Here is a 20,241-nt window from a genome sequence, read left to right as displayed (position 1 = left end):
AGGCACCGGTGGTTCACGAGCGAGAGGCAGGCTTCTCCCTCACCGAGGTCATGGTGGCCGCGCTCGTCCTCGGCATCGGTGCGGCAGCCGTCGGCAGCGTGCTGATCAGCGCGCTCGGGCTCACCCGCGGCAACAACCAGCGCGTCCAGGCGGCGGCCCTGGTCACCGCTGAGGTCGAGGAGGCCCGGGGCCAGTCCGTCGACCTCCTGGCCGAGGGGCCCAGCTCCCGCACGGTCGTGCAGCAGGGGACCACCTTCACGGTCCAGCGCGACGTCGCCTGGACGACGGGCGCCGCCGGCACCGACGCCTGCGCCCAGACCTCGGCGGCCACGCTCACGAAGACGGTCACGGTCACGGTGACGTGGCCCGACATGGGCTCGACCTCGCCGGTGCGGGGCGGGACGCAGCTGGCGGCCACGCCCTCCTCGCCGCAGCTGGCGACCCTCCCAGGCGCGGTGGCCGTGCAGGTGCGCGACGCAGCCGGCGCCGGTGTCCCCGGGGCGGCGGTGGTCCTCACCGGTGCCGCGACGTCGGTCTCCGCGACCACCGGCTCGTCCGGCTGCGCCGGCTTCACGGGCGTCGAGAAGGGGATCTACCAGGCGGTGGCCTCCAAGACCGGAGCGGTCTCGCGCGGCGGAGAAGCTGCAGCCTCGACCGGCTCCTTCACCGTCCTCGCCGGACGGGTCGCGCGCCCCCGGGCCGACCTGGACACCGCTGGGGCGCTCACGATCGCCACGTCGGCGACCGCTGGAGGGACGCAACGGGCCGGCGTGCCCTTCACCCTCGACGCCGCCTTCTTCACCCCCACCACGCGGCGGCTCTTCCCCTCCTGCGCGACGCTCGCGAGCGGGACCACCCCCTGCCTCACCGAGGGTGCTGCAGGCAGCCGCACGGCTCAGCCTCTCTTCCCCGGCAGCTACCGGGTCAGCGGTTGCTCGACGTCGGTCACGGGTCCCTCCTCCACCCCGGTCGCACCCGGCGGGTCGTCGAGCGCCACGCTGGCGCTGGCCACGGCCCGGCTGACCAGCACGACCGCGGGCGGCCCGCTGCCGGCTGTCGTGCACGCCCGTCCGGCCCCGACGAGCGCCTGCGTCGGTGCGCCCGCCCTGCAGGTGGCCACCGGGTCCGCCACCACGCTGGACCTCCCGCTCACCGACGGCCCGTGGCAGTTCTCGAGCAGCAGCGCCTTCACGACCTCGGTCGCCGTCACGCTCGTCGCCTCGACGGCGACACCGGTGACGGTGGCACCGTGAGCCGGTGGATCGTCGCGTCGGCGAGACGCCGCGGCGACGCCGGGGTGACCCTGGTCGAGCTCCTCGTCGCCATGGCGGTCGGGTCGCTGCTGCTCGTCTGCCTCGCGTCCGTCTTCGCGGCGGACCTGCGGACGACCACGACCGTGCGGGACAAGACCGAGACGACGGCCGAGGTGCGCCTGGCCGCCGACGTCATCGCCCGCCGCCTGCGCGTCGCGACACCCCCGTCCTCGACGGCGCCGGCCTTCGTGACGATGACGGGCACTGAGGTGAGCTTCTACGCCAGCATCCAGGACCCGGCGGCTCTCGGGAACGCGAGCCTGCGGGCGGTCGACCCGCCGCTCACGCTCGTCACCTACCGCTACGACGCAGGGAGCGCCTGCGTGACCGAGTCACTGCTCGGCGCCGACGGCGTCCAGCGCACCACCTGCCTCATGAGGACGACGACCGCCGGCGGGGTCACCTTCTCCTACTTCGCCGAGGCGACCGGGACGACCACCGCGACCGCTGCCGCCGAGGTGCGCAGCGTGGGCATCGACGTCCGTGCCACCGCGACCTCGGGCGGGCGCGCGACCAGCTCGTCGGTGACGAGCCGCGTCACCTGCCCGAACACCGTCCCGAGGGCGGCGTGAGCGCGCCGGGGGGTGCGCTGCGCCCGTGGCTCGCACGACGGGGCGTGCTCGAGCGAGAGCGCGGTGGCGTCCTCGTCCTGGTCGTCGGCGCCGTGGCCGTCCTCACCGCCTTCGCCCTCGTGGTGCTCCTCGCCGCCGTCACGGCGGCCCCGCTGAGCCGGCGTGCGCAGGACGCTCGGACGGCGACCGCCGCCGCGCAGTCCGGCCTCGACGACTACCTGGCCCGGCTCGTCGCGAACCCGAGCTACTACGCGTCCTCGGGGACGGGCGTCGACGGGTCCAACCCCGCCTTCTCCAGCGCGGGCGCCGAGGTCCCGGGGGCGGGCGGGGCGCGCTTCTCGTACCGACTGCTGACCAGCCCGGAGCAGACCGTCCAGGACGGCGTCATCCGTCTGAGGGTCACCGGGACGTCCCGCGGGGTGGCGCGGAGCCTGACGGCCACCCTCAAGCAGTCGGGCTTCCTCGACTACGTCTACTTCTCGGACCTCGAGGTCGTCGACCCGGCGCTGGTCACGACGTCCAAGGTCAACGCCACGGTCGTGGGTCGCAGCGGGAGCTTCGCCCCGGACCCCGACGTCTACGCCGCCAAGTGCGCTTCCTACTACTACGCCGGGCGACACGACTACGGCGACCTCAACAACAGCTCGTCGGTGTACATCAGCTCCGCGCAAGAGCCCTACTACGTCCGTGACTCGAGCGGGGGGACGACGGCGAGCGCCGACCACGGGCGCACCGTGCGCTTCACCTGCGGTGCCATCTCCTTCGGCTACGGCGACGTCATCGACGGGCCCCTGCACACCAACGACGCCATGCGCATCGCGACGGGAGGGCTGCGCTTCACCAGCCCGGTGACCGAGACGAGCTGGCCGGACGGCAGCACCCCGGCGCCCCGCAGCGGTGCGCGCTACTGGGGCAACGGGAACCCCAGCAACGGCAGCGCCAAGCCTGTCTACGCCGCGCCCCTCCAGCTCCCCGGCTCCAACGGTGACCTCAAGGCGCGGATCCTCTCCGAGGGCACGGCAGCGGGCTGCACCTACGCCGGCGAGACGCGCATCACCTTCACGGGGGCCTGGATGAAGGTGCTGAGCCCGCAGACGACGGCCAGCACGCCCGGGTGCTTCGACGCGGCCCTCCGCGAGAGCGAGCAGACACTTCCCGTGCCTCCCCTGGTGTACGTCGACGACCTGCCGGGCTCGTGCCCGAGCGTCACCGGCGTCGGCTTCCCGTTGCCCGGAGAAGTGGCCGGGGGAGCCACCGAGATCGACTACGGCTGCGCCAACGGCACGGCCTTCGTCCAGGGGACGCTCGCCGGTCAGACCACGGTGGCGGCGGCGCGCGACGTCGTGGTGACCGGGGACCTCACCTACGCCACCGGCACCGGCGGGACCGACGTCCTCGGACTCATCCCCAACGGGTTCCTCTGGGTGTACAACCCGCAGACGTCGGACTCGGGTCGCCTGCTGCCCCAGCCGGTGCGGAAGATCGACGCGGGGATCCTCTCCCTGGGGCACAGCTTCGTCGTGCAGAACTACGACCGGGGAGGCGAGCTCGGCACGCTGACCGTCCGCGGGACCATCGCGCAGAAGCACCGCGGCATCGTGAAGAGCGGGGCCAACGGCTACGTGAAGGACTACCGCTTCGACAAGCGGCTGGCGAACCTCCCCCCGCCCTACTTCCTGACGCCTGCGGACTCCCCCTGGACGGTCACGCGTGTCTCGGACGGCTGAGCCCTGCGGTCGGACCTGATGACCGCGCTCGTCGTCGCCTGCGCCGCCCTGGGCCTGCTCGTCGGCTCCTTCCTCAACGTCGTCGTGCACCGCGTGCCGGCGGGGGAGTCGGTCGTCTCCCCGCCGAGCGCGTGCCCGCGCTGCGGCCACCGGCTGCGCGCCCGCGACAACGTGCCCGTCCTCTCGTGGGTGCTGCTGCGCGGGCGGTGCCGCGACTGCCGGGCGCCGATCAGCCCGCGGTACCCGCTGCTCGAGCTCGGCACCGCCGTCCTGCTCGCCCTCGTGGCCCTGCAGGTCGGCTGGTCGCCAGCGCTGCCGGCGTTCCTCTACCTCGGCTGCGTGGCGGTGGCGCTCACCGCGATCGACCTCGAGCACCACCGGCTCCCCGACGCGATCGTGCTGCCGTCGTACGTCGTCGGAGCCGTGCTGCTCGTGGGAGCGGCTGCGCTGCAGGCGGACTGGTGGGCGCTCGCGCGCCTGGGCGTCGGCCTCGCGGTGATGTGGCTGGGGTACTTCGGCCTCGCGCTCGCCAAGCCGGGCGGCATGGGCTTCGGCGACGTCAAGCTCGCCGGGCTCCTCGGCATGCACCTGGGCTACCTCGGCTGGGCCGAGCTCGCGGTCGGCGCCTTCGCGGCCTTCCTCGTCGGCGGGCTGGTCGGCGTCGTCCTGCTCGCCACCCGGCGGGCCGGGCGGAGGTCTGCGATCCCCTTCGGCCCCTTCATGCTCCTCGGCGCGGCCGTCGGCGTCGCCGCCGGGCCCGGCCTGGCCGCCGGCTACCTCGGCCTGCTCGGCGTCGCCTGACCCGTGCGCGACGCGGAGGAGACGCCACCTTCCCGGCACAGAGGCCTCCGGGGGTGGTGCAGACGTCACCTTCGCCAGGGCCAGGGCAGGGCCTCTCGGGGTGAAGGGGGCGTCACCTTCCCGAGGCGAGGACGGCGCGCGTCGGGCCCTCGGACGGCTCAAGGCCCGGACGGGGGTGCCGATGGAGCCTCGACGGCATCCGCCCGTCGCCCCACCGCCCGCGCCGCGGGCGCCGACCTCCCGGGAGGCCCCCGTGCCCCGCTCGAGCATCGGCCTCGACATCGGCACGTCCGGCGTGCGCGCCGCCGAGGTGGCGCTGACGAAGGCCGGGCCGGCGCTGGTCCGCTTCGCCTCCGTCGCGCTGCCGCACGGCGCCGTCCGTGACGGCGACGTCCTCGACGGGCCCGTCGTGACGGCTGCGCTCGAGGAGCTGTGGGCGGTCGGCGGCTTCCGGTCGCGGAAGGTCGCCGTGGGCGTCGCGTCCCAGCGCGTCGTCGTCCGGTCGGTCGACCTGCCGAAGATGCCGCCCGAGGACCTGCGCAAGGCGCTGCCGTTCCAGGTCGCCGACGTGCTGCCCATGCCCGTCGACCAGGCGGTGCTCGACTTCCACCCCGTCGAGGAGCGCACCAGCGAGGGCACCACGACGGTGCGCGGGCTCCTCGTCGCCGCCTCCGAGGACGCCGTCATGGCCCGTGTGGACGCCGTCCGCGCCGCGGGCCTGCGGGTCACGGGCGTCGACCTCGCCCCGTTCGCGGCGCTGCGCGCCGTCGCCAGCCCGGCCGGCTCCCGCGAGGGCGCCGAGGCGGTCGTCGACATCGGCGCCCGCGTCACGCAGGTCGCCGTCCACACCGACGGCGCCCCGCGCTTCGTGCGCGTCCTGCTCGGCGGCGGCGACCGCGTCGTCGACGAGCTGGTCACCTCCGGCCTCGACCCCGACGACGCCCGGCGCCTCCTGCGCGACGAGGGCGTCCACGTCGACGCCCGCGCCGACGTGGGCGACCCGCGCTCGGCCGACGTCGTGACCCGCGCCGTCGAGCGCCTCGCCGACGGCGTGCGCGGCTCCCTCGACTACTACACCGCCACCCAGGGCGGTCACCCGCTGCGCGGCGTCGTCCTCGTCGGCGGCACGGCCCTCGTGCCGGGCTTCGCCGACCTGCTCTCCGAGGTCGTGGGCCTCCCGGTCCGCCGCGGCGACGCGCTCTCGCGCCTCGTCGTCGGCCCGACGAGCGACGACGGTCCCGCGGCCGAGGTCGCGACGCTCGGCGCGGTCCCGGTCGGCCTGGCGCTGGGCGGTGCGGCGTGAGCTTCGCGAGCCCCTTCGCCGGCGGCGGCTCCGGTGCGCCGGCCTTCGCCGTCCCGGGCCAGCGGCGCCAGGACGACGCCGACGTCGAGGTCGTCCTCCTCCCGGGGGCGCCGTCCGTGGACCTCCTCCCGCGCGCCGTCGCCGAGGCCGAGCGGTTCCGCCGCCTGCAGCTCGGCCTCGCCGCCGCCCTCGGCCTCGTCGTCGTGGGCGCGGCGGCGGCCACCGTGCTGGCCGGCGCACGCGTCTCCTCCGCGGAGGAGGCGCTCGCCGGGGAGCAGGGGCGCACGGCGCAGCTGCAGGCCGAGCAGGCCCAGTTCGCCGAGGTGCCCCTCCTGGAGGCCCAGCGCACGGCGCTGACGAGCGCGCGCGACGCCGCGCTCGCGCAGGACGTGCTCTGGTACCGCTACTCCGCCCACCTCGCGAACCAGCTGCCCGACGGCATGCGCCTGACGTCCCTGACGATGCAGCTCGCGGACGGCGCGGCCGCACCCGCCGACCCGGCGGCGACCGCGACGGTCGGCTCCGTCGGCGGGGTGACGCTCTCCCTCGAGGGCACGACGGTCCCCGACACGGCCGACCTGCTCGACGTCCTGGGCCAGACCCCCGGCGTCGAGGACCCCTGGGCCGACAGCACGACGGCGGGCGCCGAGGGCGGCACGACCGTCCAGGCCCACGCCGACCTCGACGCCGCGGCCCTGTCCGGGCGCTACGCGGAGGAGGCCACGGGCGCCGACGGCGCGGCGGGCACGACCGCCGACGGCGCAGCGGTCGCGGGCGCGGGGACGCCGGTGGCCGGCGGCACGAGCGCGGCGGAGGTGGGCTGAGATGCGCCTCACCCGGACCACCGCCTGGGTCGGCGGGGCCGCCCTGCTCGGCCTCGTGCTCGTGGCGGCGACGTGGCTGCTCCTCGTGGGCCCCCGTCAGCAGCTCGCCGCGGACCTGCGCGAGCAGACCGCCTCCACCGCCGCGCAGAACGAGCTCCTCACGGCGCAGGTGCGCCGCCTCGAGGAGCAGCTCGGCGACGTGCCGACCACCCGGGCCGAGGTCGCCGCGCTGCGCGAGCAGGTGCCGGCCGACGCCCAGCTGCCGGCTCTGCTCCGGCAGGTGACCGAGCTGTCCGACCTCGCCGGGGCCCAGCTCACCGGGGTGACGCCGACCGAGCCGTCGGACGTGCCGGCCGCGGCCGCCGTCCCGGCCGAGGCCCCCGCCGACGCCTCCGCCGACGCGACCGCACCGACGACCCCCGCCCCCACCGAGCCGACCGCGCCGGGCGGCGTGCAGGTGGTGCCGGTGGCCCTCACCGCCACCGGCTCCTTCGCCCAGCTGCAGGAGCTGCTGCGGCTGGTGCAGGTCGAGCTGCCCCGCGCGCTGCTCGTGCGCAGCGTCAGCCTGACCGCGGGCGAGGGGGAGGACGCGCTGCAGCTGTCCGTCGCCGCGGACGCCCTCGTGCTGCCGACGACGCCCCAGGAGGAGCAGCTCGTGGCCCTCGCCGCTGCGGCCACCACCGCCCCCGACGAGACGGTCGGTGCCGCTCCGCGCTCCGAGCCGGCCCCCGCTCCCGCGTCGACCCCCGGCGACACCGACCCCTCCGCGGCGAGCGCCGCGGCGCCGCCCACCAGGGAGGACCCGCTGTGACCGCTGCGGACGACCACGAGCCCACGACGCCGTCCGCGACGTCGCCGTCCCTCCCGACGCCGCCGACGCCGACGGACGACGCCGTCCCGGCGCCGCGCTCGCCCGGGGTCTCGGACGCCCCGGTGGTGGCCGGGAGCTCGCCGCTCCTCGCGCCGGGCGCGAACCCCTTCGCGGGCCTGGGTCTCGGGGCGGGCGTCGCCGGGACGCCGGACCAAGCCGTCGCGGCGGCCGACCGTCCCGCCGGTGGGACGACCCTCGCCGGCGACCGCCCGCACTCGGCGCTCGGGCCGTCGCCGACGCCCGGCGGGAGCGCGCCGACGTCGTTGCTCGTGCCCTCGTCCGGTTCCCTGCCCGCTCCCCGCCAGGGCGAGCCGCTCGTGCCGTCCTCCTCGGAGGCGCCACCCGTGCCGACGGCGTCCGCCGTCACGGCGTCCCTCGCGGCGTCGCCCCCCACCTCGGCCCCCGCCGGCCGCGACGCCCGCCTCGCGACGGCGCTGGGAGCCGTCGGCGCCGCCCTGCGCCCCGCGGCGATCGACGAGCCGACCGTCCCGTCGACCGCGTCGACCGCGTCGACCGCGTCGGCTGCGTCGACCGGGTCGCTCGGGGGCTGCGCACCCGCGACCGGTGCGCGGCCGTCGGTCCTCCCGCACGCCCTGGCCGCCGCGACCGGTGCGCAGCCGTCGGGCCCGACCGCCTCGAGCCCGGTGGCCACCGTCCCGACGGCCGCGACCTCCACCGGCGTCCTCCCGGCGACCGTCGCGTCGACCGCCCCCGCGCCGCCCGCCGCACCCGCCGGGCTCGCGGGGTCCGCCGCGCCCGCCGCCACGGCGGCGCCGCAGCGCCGGCGCCGCGGGGTCCTCGTCGTCGCCGCCGCGGGTGCGGCCGCCGTCGCGGCGGCGGCGCTCGTCGTCAGCGGGCTGCCCGGCGAGCCGCCCGCCCTCGAGCCGAGCGCCCTGCCGGTCTCGTCGGTGGCAGGGACCCCCGCGCCCGCACCGGCGGCCGATCCCGCCGCCGGTGCGGCGGTCGACCCCGCCACCGGTGCGGCGGTCGACCCCGCCACCGGTGCGGCGGTCGACCCCGCCACCGGTGCGGCGGTCGACCCCGCCACCGGTGCGGCGGTCGACCCCGCCACCGGTGCGGCGGTCGACCCCGCCACCGGTGCGGCGGTCGACCCGTCCGTCGCCGTCCCGGGCGCGGACGGGGCGCCCCTGGGCGCCCAGGCGCTCGTCGACGAGCCCGCCGTCCGTGATCCCTTCGCGCCCACCGGCGCCGGCGCCGCGTCGACCGGCGCGGCTGCCGACCCGATCACGGGCCTGCCGGCCGCCTCGACCCCGGTCACCACGACGCCGGTCACCCCCCTTCCGGACGCCTCCGCCTCGGGCGCCGTCCCAGCCGCCCCCTCCACCACCCCGGTCACCACCGCCCCGGCGGTCACCGTCCCGGCCGGTCTGCAGGTCACGTGGACGGACGTGCGCGAGGGCGGTTGGTACGTCTTCACGGTGGTCGACGGCACGCAGGGCACGACGGTCGCCGCGCAGGCGGGCAGCGCCCTCGGCGTGGCGCCCCCGGCGTCCGGCGTCGTCTTCACGGGCCCCGGCACGGTGGCCGGCGACACGGGGGCCGCGGTCGACAGCGTGGGCCTCAGCACCGGCTCGACGGTCCTGCAGCTGGTCCGGGGAGAGCCCGTCACGCTGCCCTGAGGACCGTCCCCGGGAGCCGCTGTCGCTGCCCGCCGGCCCCGCTCCGCGCGCTCAGCCCGCGGACCCCCGGGCCCGGCGCGAGGCGCCGGTGCGAGGATCGCCCGGTGCTGAGGTGGCTGACGGCAGGGGAGTCCCACGGTCCGGCGCTCGTCGGCGTCCTCGAGGGGATGCCCGCGGGCGTCGCCGTGACGACGGCGGACGTGCAGGGCGCGCTCGCCCGCCGCCGCCTCGGCTACGGCCGCGGAGCGCGCATGAGCTTCGAGGCCGACGCCGTGACGCTCCTCGGCGGGGTCCGGCACGGCCTCACCCAGGGCGGCCCCGTCGCCATCCAGGTGGCCAACACCGAGTGGCCCAAGTGGGAGACGGTCATGGCCGCCGACCCGGTCGACGAGGACGTGCTCGCCGCCCAGAAGCGGGGTGCGCCGCTGACCCGCCCCCGACCCGGTCACGCCGACCTCGTCGGCATGCAGAAGTACGGCTTCGACGAGGCGCGCCCCGTCCTCGAGCGCGCCAGCGCCCGCGAGACCGCGGCGCGCGTCGCGCTCGGCGCCGTCGCCGCCGCCTTCCTCGAGCAGGCGGCCGGCGTCCGGCTCGTCAGCCACACCGTGGCGATCGGCACGGCCGGCTCGGCCGACGACGCCCCGCTGCCCGGGCCCGACGACGTCGCCGCGCTGGACGCCGACCCGGTGCGCAGCGTCGACCCGGCCGGCTCGGCGGCGATGGTCGCCGAGGTCGACGCCGCCCACAAGGACGGCGACACGCTCGGCGGCGTCGTCGAGGTGCTCGCCTACGGCGTCCCCCCGGGCCTCGGCAGCCACGTGCACTGGGACCGCCGCCTCGACTCGCGGCTCGCGGGCGCCCTCATGGGCATCCAGGCCATCAAGGGCGTCGAGGTCGGCGACGGCTTCCGCACCGCGGCCCGCCGCGGGTCCGCCGCCCACGACGAGATCGAGCGGGGCGACGACGGGCGCCTGCGCCGCACCACGGGCCGTGCCGGCGGCACCGAGGGCGGCATGAGCACCGGCGAGGTGCTGCGCGTCCGGGCCGCCATGAAGCCCATCGCCACCGTGCCGCGGGCCCTCGCGACGGTCGACGTCGCCACCGGCGAGGCGGCGCGGGCGCACCACCAGCGCTCGGACGTCTGCGCCGTCCCCGCCGCCGGCGTCGTCGCGGAGGCCATGACGGCGCTCGTGCTCGCCGAGGCCCTCGTCGAGAAGTTCGGCGGCGACTCCGTGGCCGAGACCCGCCGCAACGTCGAGGCCTACCTCGCCGCGCTGCCGGACGAGCTCCGCTCGCAGGTGACGTCCGCCTGAGGGCCCGCCCCGGCGCCCGGGCGTCCTGCCTGGGCCCCCTCGCCCGGGCTGCTGCGTCCGACCGGGGCTGAGGTCGAGCGCCGGAGGCCGGGCGGCGGCTCGGACCGGCCTGGCGACGTCCGGGCTCAAGGACGGAGGCCGGCGTGCCGATGACCGCCGCGGAGGCTCGCCGCCGGCGCGCCCTGCCCGACGGGAGCGCACGTGGCCGACCGCCTCGCCCACCGCCCGGCCGACCTCCCCGTCGAGCCGGAGGCCCCCGCCGACGCGCCGCGGGTGCCGCTCCCGCGCGGCGCGGGCACCACCACGACGGCCGCGGCTGGCGCGGTCGGCGCATCGCCGCTCGCGCGCTCTCGTCCCGCGGTCCGCGCTCCGCGGACCGCGAGGCCCCTCGCGTCACGCCGCGGCCGCCGCGCGGCCGCGCTCGCGGTGCTCGTGCTCGTCGGTGCGCTGCTCGCCGCGGCCGCCGCCCTCGCCGCCGCCGGGCCGGACGCCGCGACGGCCCTCCTCATGACCGGCCTGCACCGGCTGCCCGGGGTCGGGCCCCTGGCGGTCGTGGCGCTGGTCGGGGCGGCCGCGGCCACCGCCCCCGGCGGGTGGCGCCCGCGCGCGGCCGCCGTCTCCGTCACGGCCGGGGCCCTGGCCCTCGTCGTGTCCGTCGCCGGCTGACGAGGGCGACGTCCGGCGCGGTCCTACGCCGACATCGCCGCGAGCGCCGTCGTCACGGCGTCGGCCACCTCGGCCGGCGTCCGGCCCGCGGTCGCGACCTCGGCGGTCGCCACGTCGGCGAAGCCCGGCAGGCGGCGGACGTGCACGGCCTCCAGGTCGGGCCGGGCGAGCATCGGGCGACCGCGGTCGTCGCCCACCCGCGCCCGGGCCTCCGCCAGCGAGACCTCCAGGTGCACGACGTGCGCCCCCGGCCGCGTGGCCGGCAGCCCGCGCAGGGCCGCCGCCGTGCCGGGGTGCTCGACCGCGCCGCCGCCGAGGGAGACGACGGCGTCCTCGCCGCGCAGGAGGTCGGTGACGACCTCGTGCTCGAGGGCGCGGAAGGCCGCCTCGCCGTCGGTCGCGAAGACCTCCGCGACCGTGCGACCGGCCCGCTCGACGACCACCTCGTCGGCGTCCCGGAAGGGCAGGTCGAGCCGCTCGGCGAGCAGGCGACCCACCGTGGTCTTGCCCGCGCCGAGGAAGCCGACGAGGACGATCACTCGTCCGCCGCGGGGCCGTCGGGGGAGGCGCCGGGGGCCGCGCCCGCGCCGTGCGCCGGCGTCGTGCCCGTCGCCTCCGCGAGCCAGCGCAGCGCCGCCCGGTAGCCGCCCGGCCCGAGCCCGGCCACCACGCCGGTCGCCACGGCGCTGACGTGGCTGTGGTGCCGGAAGGGCTCTCGCGCATGGATGTTCGACAGGTGCACCTCCACGAGCGGCGCCGTGAGCATCGCGCAGGCGTCCCGCAGCGCCACCGAGGTGTGGCTCCACGCCGCGGGGTTGAGCATCACCGGCACGCCGTCGTCGGCGGCGCCGTGCAGCCACGCGAGCATCTCGTGCTCGGCGTCGGTCTGGCGGACCTCCACCTCGAGCCCCAGCGAGGAGCCCAGCTCCCGCAGGCCCTCCGCCAGCTCGGCGTGCGTCGTCGACCCGTAGACGGCGGGCTCGCGCAGGCCCAGCCGCCCCAGGTTGGGGCCGTTGAGGACGAGCACGCGCACGAGGGCCTCCGCGGGGTCGGGTCGGACGACACCGGGATGCTCCCACGGCGTCGGCGACTGCCGCCGAGGAGGAAGACGTCGTGAGCCGCAGGAGTCACCCCAGGTCAGGAGGGCGTCGGTCGCACCCTGAGCGGCTTCGTCCTCCTCTGCGGCGGAGGACGTCGTGCGTCGGCCTGGTCGACCAGGGCTCGGACCTGGGCGGCGACCTCTTCCGGGCGCCCGACGACCTGCTCCCAGGAGAAGCGCAGCACCGCGAAGCCGGCGACGACCAGGGCGTCGTACCGCTCGCAGTCGCGGGCGAGGGCGGCGCGGGAGCCGTGCCAGGCGAAGCTGTCGGCCTCCAGCGCGATCCGGCGGTCCTCGTCGAGGAGGTCCGGGCGCACCAGGCCGAGGCGCGGCAGGACCACCGGCACCTGGGGGACGAAGAAGCCTGCCCCGGCGGCCAGGGCGGCGGCGCGCAACGCCGACTCGAACGGGTTCTCGCTGCGAGCGTCGGCGGCCTCCGCCACGGCGACGATCCGGGCGCGGCCGGCCCCGCGGAGAGCGGCGGCCGCGCCCAGGAGATCGTCGACGTCCACGAGACCGCGCCGCAGGAAGCCGTCCGCCACGCCGAGCGCCTCGGGGAAGGGCAGCGAGCGCGAGCAGTCCAGCACCGTCCGCAGCGGTGCCGTCACCAGACCGTCGACCTCGTCGGCGCGCAGGTCGGCGTAGTGCAGGCGCGTCCCCGGTGGGCACCGGCGGTGGGCGCGCCGGGGCACGGTCACGCTGCACCGGGTCGGGCGGTGCAGTGGGTCGACCATCCAGAGCTGGGCGGCGCTCGCGTGCGAGGCGACCCCGCGCACGGCACCGGCCGCCAGCACGGCGGGCGGCGCTCCCGCCCGGCCCCAGGCACCGCGCGCGAGCCGCACGACCTCGCCCCCGGCGGCCGCCCTCTCGAGCGCCCCCCGGCTCGTGCAGCGGAGCAGGGCGCCGCGGCTCGCGACGCCGCCGCGACGCGCCAGCTCGTCCACCAGTGCGCCGACGTCGTCCACCGGGCCAGCGTCGACCGGCGCCGCCCGCACCCGCAGCGGCCGTCCACAGCCGCCTAGTCCGCCGACGGGGAGGACGAGATCCCGGTCACAGTGCGTCGTCCCAGGTCAGAGGGTTGCGCGTCGTCGGGCGCCGTGCTTCGTCCTCCTCCACGGCGCCGTCGGCCGCGCGGTGCTGGCTAGGGTCGCCCGGTGAGCGAGGACACCGCAGCGCCCGCGTCCGCCGGCGACCCGACCGGGAGGCCGACCACCCGCATCACCGTGGCGGGGGAGCGGCCCTACGACGTGCTCGTGGGCCGCGGTCTCCTCGGCGAGCTGCCCGGCCTGCTGGGCGACGGCGTGCGCAAGGTCCTCGTCGTGCACCCGCGGGCGCTGCGCACCACGGGCGAGGCCGTGCAGGAGGACCTGCGCGCCGCCGGGTACGACGCCCTCGTCGCCGAGGTCCCCGACGACGAGGACGCGAAGTCGGCGCAGGTCGCCGCCTTCTGCTGGGGCGTGCTCGGGCAGGCGTCCTTCACGCGCACCGACGCCGTCGTCGCCGTCGGCGGGGGCACCGTCACCGACCTCGCGGGCTTCGTCGCCGCCACGTGGCTGCGGGGCGTCAAGGTCGTCCACGTGCCGACGACGCTGCTCGCGATGGTCGACGCCGCGGTCGGCGGGAAGACGGGCATCAACACGGCCGAGGGCAAGAACCTCGTGGGCGCCTTCCACCCGCCCGCCGGCGTGATCTGCGACCTCGCCGTCCTCGAGAGCCTGCCCGTGCACGACCTGCTCGCCGGCATGGCCGAGGTGGTCAAGACCGGCTTCATCGCCGACCCCGTGGTCCTCGAGCGGATCGAGGCCGACCCGCAGGCGGTGCGCGACCCGTCCTCGCCCGTGGTGCGCGAGCTCGTCGAGCGCGCGGTCGCCGTCAAGGCCGAGGTCGTCGGCCGCGACCTGCGCGACCTCGGCGACCGCGAGGTCCTCAACTACGGGCACACGCTGGGCCACGCCATCGAGCTCGTCGAGCGCTTCGCCTGGCGCCACGGCGCCGCCGTCAGCGTCGGCATGGTCTTCGCCGCCGAGCTGGCGGCGCTCGCCGGGCGCCTCGACGAGGCCGTCGTCGAGCGCCACCGCTCGGTCCTCGGGTCCCTCGGGCTGCCGCTGACCTACCGCGGCGACCGCTGGCCCCAGCTGCTGCAGGCGATGGGCCGCGACAAGAAGACGCGCGGAGACCTCCTGCGCTTCGTCGTCCTCGACGACGTCGCCCGGCCCACCCGCCTCGAGGGCCCGGACCCCCAGCTGCTCGCCGCCGCGTACGCGAGCATCAGCCGGGACTGACCACGGCTCCGCTCCCCGGTGCGCGGGCGCCGCGGCGGGTCCCGTGCGAGGTTCGGGCGATGACGACGCCCGACGGCCCGCCGACCCCCGCGCCCACCGCCACGACCGGCCGGGTCACGGCGACCGGGTACGCGCACGTGCGCGTCACGGTGACCGACATCGCCCGCTCGCGGGCCTTCTACGAGTCCGTCTTCGGCTGGGACGTCGCCCTCGAGGTGCCCGCGGACGCCGACGAGGCGACCCGGGAGCGGCTCGGCTTCCTCTTCGGCGGGGTCGTCTACGCCTTCGCCGGCGGCCTGTTCGGCCTGCGCCCGGTGGCCCCGGACGGCGACCGCTTCGACGAGGACCGCGTCGGGCTCGACCACGTCTCCTTCACCGTCGCCCAGCGCGCGGAGCTCGAGGCCGCCGCCGAGGTGCTCGACCGCCTCGGCGTCCCGCACGGGCCGGTGAAGGACGTCGGCGGGTTCAGCATCCTCGAGCTCCGCGACCCCGACGGCATCGCCCTGGAGCTCACGGCGCTCACCGGCTGAGCACCCCGGCGAGGGCCGCAGCGGCGGGGGAGCGGACGGCGCGCGCCGGAGGGGGCCGCGGACGGCGGTAGCCTGGCCCCACCGCCCCGGACGACCGCGCGCCCCGTCGCGCTCGACGGCGGCCGGCGCACCCCTCGGGGCGCGCGCCGTCGCCGCGGCCGGGCACGACCACCCGCACCCGACGGACGGACTCCCGTGGCCTCGACGAACGACCTCAAGAACGGCACCGTGCTGAAGATCGACGGACAGCTGTGGTCCGTCGTGGAGTTCCAGCACGTCAAGCCCGGCAAGGGCGGCGCCTTCGTCCGCACGAAGATGAAGAACGTGCTCTCGGGGAAGGTCGTCGACCGCACCTTCAACGCCGGCGCCAAGGTGGAGACGGCCACCGTCGACCGCCGCGACATGCAGTACCTGTACCGCGACGGCGCCGACTTCGTGTGGATGGACCCCGAGACCTTCGACCAGCTGATGGTGCCCGAGGCCACTGTCGGTGACGCCGCCAACTTCCTCCTCGAGGGCGCCACCGCGCAGGTGGCGATGCACGAGGGCGAGCCGCTCTACGTCGAGCTGCCCACCTCGGTCGTCCTCGAGGTCACGTACACCGAGCCGGGCCTGCAGGGCGACCGCTCCACCGGCGGCACGAAGCCGGCGACGGTCGAGACGGGCTACCAGATCGCCGTCCCGCTGTTCCTCGAGAGCGGCACCAAAGTCAAGGTCGACACCCGCACGGGCGACTACCTCGGTCGCGTCAGCTGACGTGGCGGCTCGCAGCAAGGCCCGCAAGCGGGCCCTCGACGTCCTCTACGAGGCGGAGCAGCGCGGGCTGCCGCCGCTCGAGCTGCTCTCGCAGCGGCTGGCGTCGACCAACCCCTCGGACCCGGGTGCGCCGCCGATGCCCGAGTACGCCGTCGAGCTCGTCGAGCTCGTCGTCGCCCACCTCGCGCGCGTCGACGAGCTGCTCGCGACCTACTCGCAGGGCTGGACGGTCGAGCGGATGCCGGACGTCGACCGCGCCGTCCTGCGCCTCGGCGCCGCCGAGCTGCTGTGGGGCGACGTGCCGGGCGCCGTGGCCGTCGACGAGGCCGTCGAGCTCGCGCGGGCCCTGTCGACCGACGACTCGCCCGGCTTCGTCAACGGGGTCCTGGGACGGCTGCTGGAGATGAAGCCGGCCCTCACGGCCTGACCGTCCGCGTCGGCCTGGGGCCGTCGCCAGGTCCGGGGTGGCCCGGTCCGCGTCCGGCTCGCCGCGGCTCCGGGCACTGGCTCGGCACGCCCGGGGCGGCTGCCGCTCGGGTCGGGGCGCCGGCCTGACGTGCCCCTCCGCCGCGTCGCCCCGGACGCTCGTGCCTCGGCGGGCCGAGCGTGTCGTCGGGCGCCCTCAGGTGCGCCAGCTCGGACGCGCGAGAGCCGCATCACCCGAGCGGGTGGTGCGGCTCTCGTGCGTCCGGGGCCTGCCCGGGGCGGGACGGGGCTCAGACGTCCGGCAGGGCCACGGCCCGCCGGGCCTCCTCGCTCAGCACGTCCCAGCCGATCAGCCGCTCGGTGAGGGCCGAGGGCGGCAGGTCGAAGATCACCGCGAGCGAGCGCAGGTCGTCGACCCTGATCGGCATCTCGTCGGACTGCTCGTCCCCGCGGGCCTCGCGGATGTCCGCGAGGTAGCGCAGCAGCGGGCCGGACTGCTCGGTGGGGACGCGGCGCAGCGCCTCCAGGTCGAGCACGAGCCGGGGCGGCGGCAGGGCCGTCTCCCCGGGCGTCGTCTCCGGCAGCAGAGCCGTGACGGGCACGTCGTAGAACTCCGCCAGCTCGGCGAGCCGCTGCACGGTGACGGCGCGGTCGCCGCGCTCGTACGAGCCGACGACGACGGCCTTCCAGTGACCCTGCGACTTGGCCTCGACGCCCTGCAGCGACAGTCCCTGGCGCGTCCGGACCGACCGCAGCCGGTTCCCGAGCACCTTCGCGTACTCCGATGCCACTGCACCCCTCCTGGTGGGCCGGGCACCGGCGCGAGGTCGTCCCGCGTCGTGCCGACCGGGCTAGATCGTCACTCAGCGTCACTGGACCGTCAAGCGCCGCCACCCGTTGGGTCCACGGGCGTCCACCCGTCGGAGGCGGCTGCCGAGGTGGGCCGGCGGAGCGCGTCCGCGGACCGGGCGCGCGGTCCGGGGCCCTCGGGCCGGCTGCTAGGTTCCGAGCGACCGACGTCCTTCAACCTCCGTCCCGAGAGGCGGGGAAGGAGTCGCCGCCATGGCGTCCGCGCGCCCGGTGCTCGAGGCCCCGGAGATCGGCCGGGTCCTCACCCGCATCGCCCACGAGGTCCTCGAGCGCAACCGGGGGGCCGACGACCTCGTCCTCCTCGGGATCCCCACCCGCGGCACCCACCTCGCGCGCCGGGTGGCCGAGCGCCTCGTGGCCGCCGAGCCCGGGGCGGGGCCCCTCGAGCAGCTCGTCGGCTCCCTCGACGTGACGATGCACCGCGACGACCTGCGCCGGAACCCCGTGCGCGCGCTGGGGCGCACGAGCCTGCCGCCCGGCGGCGTCGACGACCGCGTCGTCGTCCTCGTCGACGACGTCCTCTTCTCCGGGCGGACGGTGCGCGCCGCGCTCGACGCCCTCTCCGACCTCGGCCGCCCCCGCGCGGTGCGCCTGGCCGTCCTCGTCGACCGGGGCCACCGCCAGCTGCCGATCCGCGCCGACCACGTCGGCAAGAACCTCCCGACGGCCGCGGAGGAGAGCGTCCGGGTGATGCTCGAGGAGGTCGACGGGCGCGATGCCGTGCTCATCAGCGGCCCCGACGGCGCCCCCGACCCTGCCCCCGAGCCCGCCCGTGAGCAGGCTCCGGGGGCGGCGGACGAGGAGGGGGCCCGGTGAGGCACCTGCTGTCGGCGGCCGACCTCTCGCGCGAGGGCGCGCTCGAGCTGCTCGACGTCGCCGAGGAGATGGCCGCCACCCAGGCGCGCGAGATCAAGAAGCTGCCGACCCTGCGCGGGCGCACGGTGGTCAACCTCTTCTTCGAGGACTCGACCCGCACCCGCATCTCCTTCGAGGCGGCGGCCAAGCGGCTGTCGGCCGACGTCATCACCTTCTCCGCCAAGGGCTCGAGCGTCTCCAAGGGCGAGTCGCTCAAGGACACGGCGCTCACGCTGCAGGCGATGGGCGCCGACGCGGTCGTGCTGCGGCACAGCGCGTCCGGCGCCGCGCACCGGCTGGCGCACGCCGGCTGGTCGGGCGTCGGCGTCCTCAACGCCGGTGACGGCACGCACGAGCACCCCACGCAGGCGCTGCTCGACGCCTTCACGCTGCGGCGCCGGCTGGCCGAGCGGGCCGGCGGCGACCCGGCCCGGGTGCTCGAGGGCGCGCGGGTCGCGGTCGTCGGCGACGTGCTCCACAGCCGCGTGGCCCGCTCGAACGTGCTGCTCCTGGAGACGCTCGGCGCCGACGTCGTGCTCGTCGCCCCGCCGACGCTGCTGCCGGTCGGCGTCGGCACGTGGCCGTGCCGCACGAGCTGGGACCTCGACGCCGTGCTGCCCGAGGTGGACGCCGTCATGGTCCTGCGCGTGCAGCGCGAGAGGATGGGCGGCGGCGGGTTCTTCCCCTCCGCGCAGGAGTACACGCGGCGCTTCGGGCTCGACGCCCGCCGCCTGCGCCTCCTGCCCGACCACGCGCTCGTCATGCACCCCGGCCCGATGAACCGCGGGCTCGAGATCTCCGCGGAGGCCGCCGACAGCCCGCGCTCGACGATCGTCGAGCAGGTCGCCAACGGCGTCGCCGTGCGCATGGCCGCCCTGTACCTGCTGCTCGCCGGAGAGGACGCCGCATGAGCGCCACCGCCACGACCGGGCCCGCCACGACCACCGCGGACGGCGGGGTGCAGCCCCTGCTCGTCCGCCGCGCGCGGCTGCTCGGCGGCGAGGAGACCGACCTGCTGCTCGCGGGCGGTCGCGTGGCGCGCACCGGCCCCGGCGGGTCGCTCGAGGCCCCGGACGGCGCGCGCGTCGTCGAGGCCGCCGGCCTCGTGGCGCTCCCCGGGCTCGTCGACCTCCACACGCACCTGCGCGAGCCCGGGCGCGAGGACGCCGAGACGGTCCGCAGCGGCTCGCGGGCCGCGGCCCTCGGCGGCTTCACCGCCGTCCACGCCATGGCGAACACCGACCCGGTCGCCGACACCGCCGGCGTCGTCGAGCAGGTGTGGCGCCTGGGCCGCGAGGTGGGCCTCGTCGACGTGCGCCCCGTCGGGGCGGTCACCGTCGGGCTCGCGGGGGAGCGGCTCGCCGAGCTCGGCGCGATGGCGTCCTCCGCCGCCCGCGTGCGCGTCTTCAGCGACGACGGGAGGTGCGTGCACGACCCCGTGCTCATGCGCCGGGCGCTCGAGTACGTCCGCTCGGTCGACGGCGTCGTCGCCCAGCACGCCCAGGACCCGCGCCTCACCGAGGGCGCCCAGATGCACGAGGGCGTCGTGTCCTCGGTCCTCGGCCTGCGGGGCTGGCCCGCCGTGGCGGAGGAGGCGGTCATCGCCCGCGACGTGCTCCTCGCCGACCACGTCGGCTCGCGCCTGCACGTCTGCCACGTCTCCACCGCGGGGTCCGTCGAGATCCTGCGCTGGGCGAAGGCCCGCGGCGTCGACGTCACCGCCGAGGTGACGCCCCACCACCTGCTCCTCACCGACGAGCTCGTCCGCGGCTACGACCCCGTCTACAAGGTCAACCCGCCGCTGCGCACGCGCGCCGACGTCGAGGCGCTGCGCGAGGCGGTCGCCGACGGCACGGTCGACGTCGTCGCCACCGACCACGCGCCGCACCCGGTGGAGGACAAGGACTGCGAGTGGGCGGCCGCCGCCATGGGCATGACGGGGCTGGAGACCGCCCTCTCGGTGGTGCAGGAGGCCCTCGTCGAGACGGGACTCCTCGGCTGGGCCGACGTGGCCCGCGTCCTGTCGGGCGCCCCCGCCCGCATCGGCCGCCTCGAGGACCACGGCCGGCCGCTGGCGGAGGGCGAGCCCGCGCACCTCGTGCTCGTCGACCCCGCCGCGCGCCGCCCGGTGGTGCCGGAGCAGCACGCGACGCAGGGCCGCAACAGCCCCTACCGCGGCATGGAGCTGCCCGGCCGCGTCGTCGCGACCGTGCTGCGCGGCCGCCCGGTCGTGCTCGACGGCGCGCTCGTCGGCGACCAGCCCGACGGCGCGGCGGTCGCGTCGTGAGCCCGGCGGGCGCCCCGGCGGTCCGCGCGTGAGCGAGGAGCAGGCGGGGCTGCTCGTGCTGCTGGCCATCCCCGTCCTGTGGGCGCTCATGTGGTGGGGGTGGCGG

General features: G+C 77.2%; 20 protein-coding genes and 1 pseudogene. 17 read left to right on the top strand and 4 right to left on the bottom strand.

Translation table 11 applies throughout. The features are described 5' to 3' along the window. Window positions 1–8: 8 nt before the first annotated feature. From WDV85_RS13295 to WDV85_RS13250, 10 genes are all read left to right on the top strand, one after another. Window positions 9–1,253, top strand: a complete 1,245-nt coding sequence (locus WDV85_RS13295) for a type IV pilus modification PilV family protein (RefSeq protein WP_339571082.1) — start codon at window positions 9–11, stop codon at window positions 1,251–1,253. Continuing rightward, entirely contained in the window at window positions 1,250–1,885 is a 636-nt protein-coding gene (locus WDV85_RS13290; protein ID WP_339571081.1) for a PulJ/GspJ family protein, read from the top strand. Before WDV85_RS13295 ends, WDV85_RS13290 begins: the two co-directional genes overlap by 4 nt. Before the next feature lie 44 nt (window positions 1,886–1,929). Next, complete coding sequence (locus tag WDV85_RS13285) at window positions 1,930–3,612, top strand: hypothetical protein (RefSeq protein WP_339571080.1); 1,683 nt, start codon at window positions 1,930–1,932, stop codon at window positions 3,610–3,612. Window positions 3,613–3,630: 18 nt separating this feature from the next. Further along, window positions 3,631–4,413, top strand: coding sequence for a prepilin peptidase (locus tag WDV85_RS13280; RefSeq protein ID WP_339571079.1), 783 nt, complete (start codon window positions 3,631–3,633; stop codon window positions 4,411–4,413). A gap of 253 nt (window positions 4,414–4,666) precedes the next feature. Then, window positions 4,667–5,716 (top strand): type IV pilus assembly protein PilM, encoded by a 1,050-nt coding sequence (gene pilM / locus WDV85_RS13275; protein ID WP_339571078.1) that lies wholly within the window; start codon window positions 4,667–4,669, stop codon window positions 5,714–5,716. Continuing rightward, complete coding sequence (locus WDV85_RS13270; protein WP_339571077.1) at window positions 5,713–6,540, top strand: hypothetical protein; 828 nt, start codon at window positions 5,713–5,715, stop codon at window positions 6,538–6,540. The genes pilM and WDV85_RS13270 overlap by 4 nt, the downstream gene beginning before the upstream one ends. A gap of 1 nt (window position 6,541) precedes the next feature. After that, window positions 6,542–7,351, top strand: a complete 810-nt coding sequence (locus WDV85_RS13265; RefSeq protein ID WP_339571076.1) for a hypothetical protein — start codon at window positions 6,542–6,544, stop codon at window positions 7,349–7,351. Beyond that, window positions 7,348–9,051 carry a hypothetical protein gene (locus WDV85_RS13260; RefSeq protein WP_339571075.1) on the top strand — a complete coding sequence of 568 codons (1,704 nt, stop codon included), beginning with the start codon at window positions 7,348–7,350 and terminating at the stop codon, window positions 9,049–9,051. The genes WDV85_RS13265 and WDV85_RS13260 overlap by 4 nt, the downstream gene beginning before the upstream one ends. A 104-nt stretch (window positions 9,052–9,155) precedes the next feature. Then, complete coding sequence (gene aroC, locus WDV85_RS13255; protein ID WP_339571074.1) at window positions 9,156–10,364, top strand: chorismate synthase; 1,209 nt, start codon at window positions 9,156–9,158, stop codon at window positions 10,362–10,364. Between the two features lie 201 nt (window positions 10,365–10,565). Beyond that, on the top strand, window positions 10,566–11,030 hold the full coding sequence (locus tag WDV85_RS13250; RefSeq protein WP_339571073.1) for a hypothetical protein: 465 nt from the start codon (window positions 10,566–10,568) through the stop codon (window positions 11,028–11,030). Between the two features lie 23 nt (window positions 11,031–11,053). Here the strand turns inward: WDV85_RS13250 and WDV85_RS13245 are convergent, their stop codons facing one another. The 3 genes and pseudogenes from WDV85_RS13245 to WDV85_RS13235 form a co-directional block, all read right to left on the bottom strand. After that, window positions 11,054–11,569, bottom strand: coding sequence for a shikimate kinase (locus tag WDV85_RS13245; RefSeq protein WP_339571072.1), 516 nt, complete (start codon window positions 11,567–11,569; stop codon window positions 11,054–11,056). A gap of 77 nt (window positions 11,570–11,646) precedes the next feature. Then, window positions 11,647–12,063, bottom strand: a pseudogene (gene aroQ, locus WDV85_RS13240) (type II 3-dehydroquinate dehydratase); the annotation flags it as partial. Between the two features lie 104 nt (window positions 12,064–12,167). After that, window positions 12,168–13,094, bottom strand: a complete 927-nt coding sequence (locus WDV85_RS13235; protein ID WP_339571070.1) for a DUF559 domain-containing protein — start codon at window positions 13,092–13,094, stop codon at window positions 12,168–12,170. 252 nt (window positions 13,095–13,346) lie between these two features. Between WDV85_RS13235 and aroB the strand changes: the two genes are divergently transcribed. From aroB to nusB, 4 genes are all read left to right on the top strand, one after another. Continuing rightward, window positions 13,347–14,411, top strand: a complete 1,065-nt coding sequence (gene aroB / locus WDV85_RS13230) for a 3-dehydroquinate synthase (RefSeq protein WP_445263329.1) — start codon at window positions 13,347–13,349, stop codon at window positions 14,409–14,411. A gap of 59 nt (window positions 14,412–14,470) precedes the next feature. Further along, window positions 14,471–14,941: a VOC family protein gene (locus WDV85_RS13225; protein WP_339571068.1), complete on the top strand. Its 471-nt coding sequence runs from the start codon at window positions 14,471–14,473 to the stop codon at window positions 14,939–14,941. Between the two features lie 195 nt (window positions 14,942–15,136). After that, window positions 15,137–15,697 carry an elongation factor P gene (gene efp / locus WDV85_RS13220; RefSeq protein ID WP_171202611.1) on the top strand — a complete coding sequence of 187 codons (561 nt, stop codon included), beginning with the start codon at window positions 15,137–15,139 and terminating at the stop codon, window positions 15,695–15,697. Window position 15,698: 1 nt separating this feature from the next. Continuing rightward, window positions 15,699–16,124, top strand: coding sequence for a transcription antitermination factor NusB (gene nusB / locus WDV85_RS13215; protein ID WP_339571067.1), 426 nt, complete (start codon window positions 15,699–15,701; stop codon window positions 16,122–16,124). Window positions 16,125–16,413: 289 nt separating this feature from the next. Here the strand turns inward: nusB and WDV85_RS13210 are convergent, their stop codons facing one another. Further along, the gene (locus WDV85_RS13210; RefSeq protein ID WP_298802979.1) at window positions 16,414–16,914 is read right to left on the bottom strand and encodes a transcriptional regulator; all 501 of its coding nucleotides are present in this window, start codon (window positions 16,912–16,914) and stop codon (window positions 16,414–16,416) included. 271 nt (window positions 16,915–17,185) lie between these two features. Between WDV85_RS13210 and pyrR the strand changes: the two genes are divergently transcribed. The 3 genes from pyrR to WDV85_RS13195 are packed head-to-tail and all read left to right on the top strand — an operon-like array spanning window position 17,186 to window position 20,135. Beyond that, window positions 17,186–17,809, top strand: coding sequence for a bifunctional pyr operon transcriptional regulator/uracil phosphoribosyltransferase PyrR (pyrR, locus tag WDV85_RS13205; protein ID WP_339571066.1), 624 nt, complete (start codon window positions 17,186–17,188; stop codon window positions 17,807–17,809). Next, window positions 17,806–18,759 (top strand): aspartate carbamoyltransferase catalytic subunit, encoded by a 954-nt coding sequence (locus WDV85_RS13200; RefSeq protein ID WP_339571065.1) that lies wholly within the window; start codon window positions 17,806–17,808, stop codon window positions 18,757–18,759. The genes pyrR and WDV85_RS13200 overlap by 4 nt, the downstream gene beginning before the upstream one ends. Next, the gene (locus WDV85_RS13195) at window positions 18,756–20,135 is read left to right on the top strand and encodes a dihydroorotase (protein WP_339571064.1); all 1,380 of its coding nucleotides are present in this window, start codon (window positions 18,756–18,758) and stop codon (window positions 20,133–20,135) included. Before WDV85_RS13200 ends, WDV85_RS13195 begins: the two co-directional genes overlap by 4 nt. Window positions 20,136–20,241 lie beyond the last annotated feature (106 nt).

This window comes from Pseudokineococcus sp. 5B2Z-1, from assembly GCF_037482305.1.
In the GTDB taxonomy this organism is placed as follows: Bacteria; Actinomycetota; Actinomycetes; order Actinomycetales; family Quadrisphaeraceae; genus Pseudokineococcus.
This window is presented reverse-complemented; position numbering and strand designations above follow the sequence as displayed.

Excerpts from the sequence above, each read along its gene's own strand:
- pyrR (WP_339571066.1), top strand. The coding sequence starts at position 17,186 with ATGGCGTCCGCGCGCCCGGTGCTCGAGGCCCCGGAGATCGGCCGGGTC.
- WDV85_RS13265 (WP_339571076.1), top strand. The coding sequence starts at position 6,542 with ATGCGCCTCACCCGGACCACCGCCTGGGTCGGCGGGGCCGCCCTGCTC.
- WDV85_RS13280 (WP_339571079.1), top strand. The coding sequence starts at position 3,631 with ATGACCGCGCTCGTCGTCGCCTGCGCCGCCCTGGGCCTGCTCGTCGGC.
- WDV85_RS13195 (WP_339571064.1), top strand. The coding sequence starts at position 18,756 with ATGAGCGCCACCGCCACGACCGGGCCCGCCACGACCACCGCGGACGGC.
- WDV85_RS13225 (WP_339571068.1), top strand. The coding sequence starts at position 14,471 with ATGACGACGCCCGACGGCCCGCCGACCCCCGCGCCCACCGCCACGACC.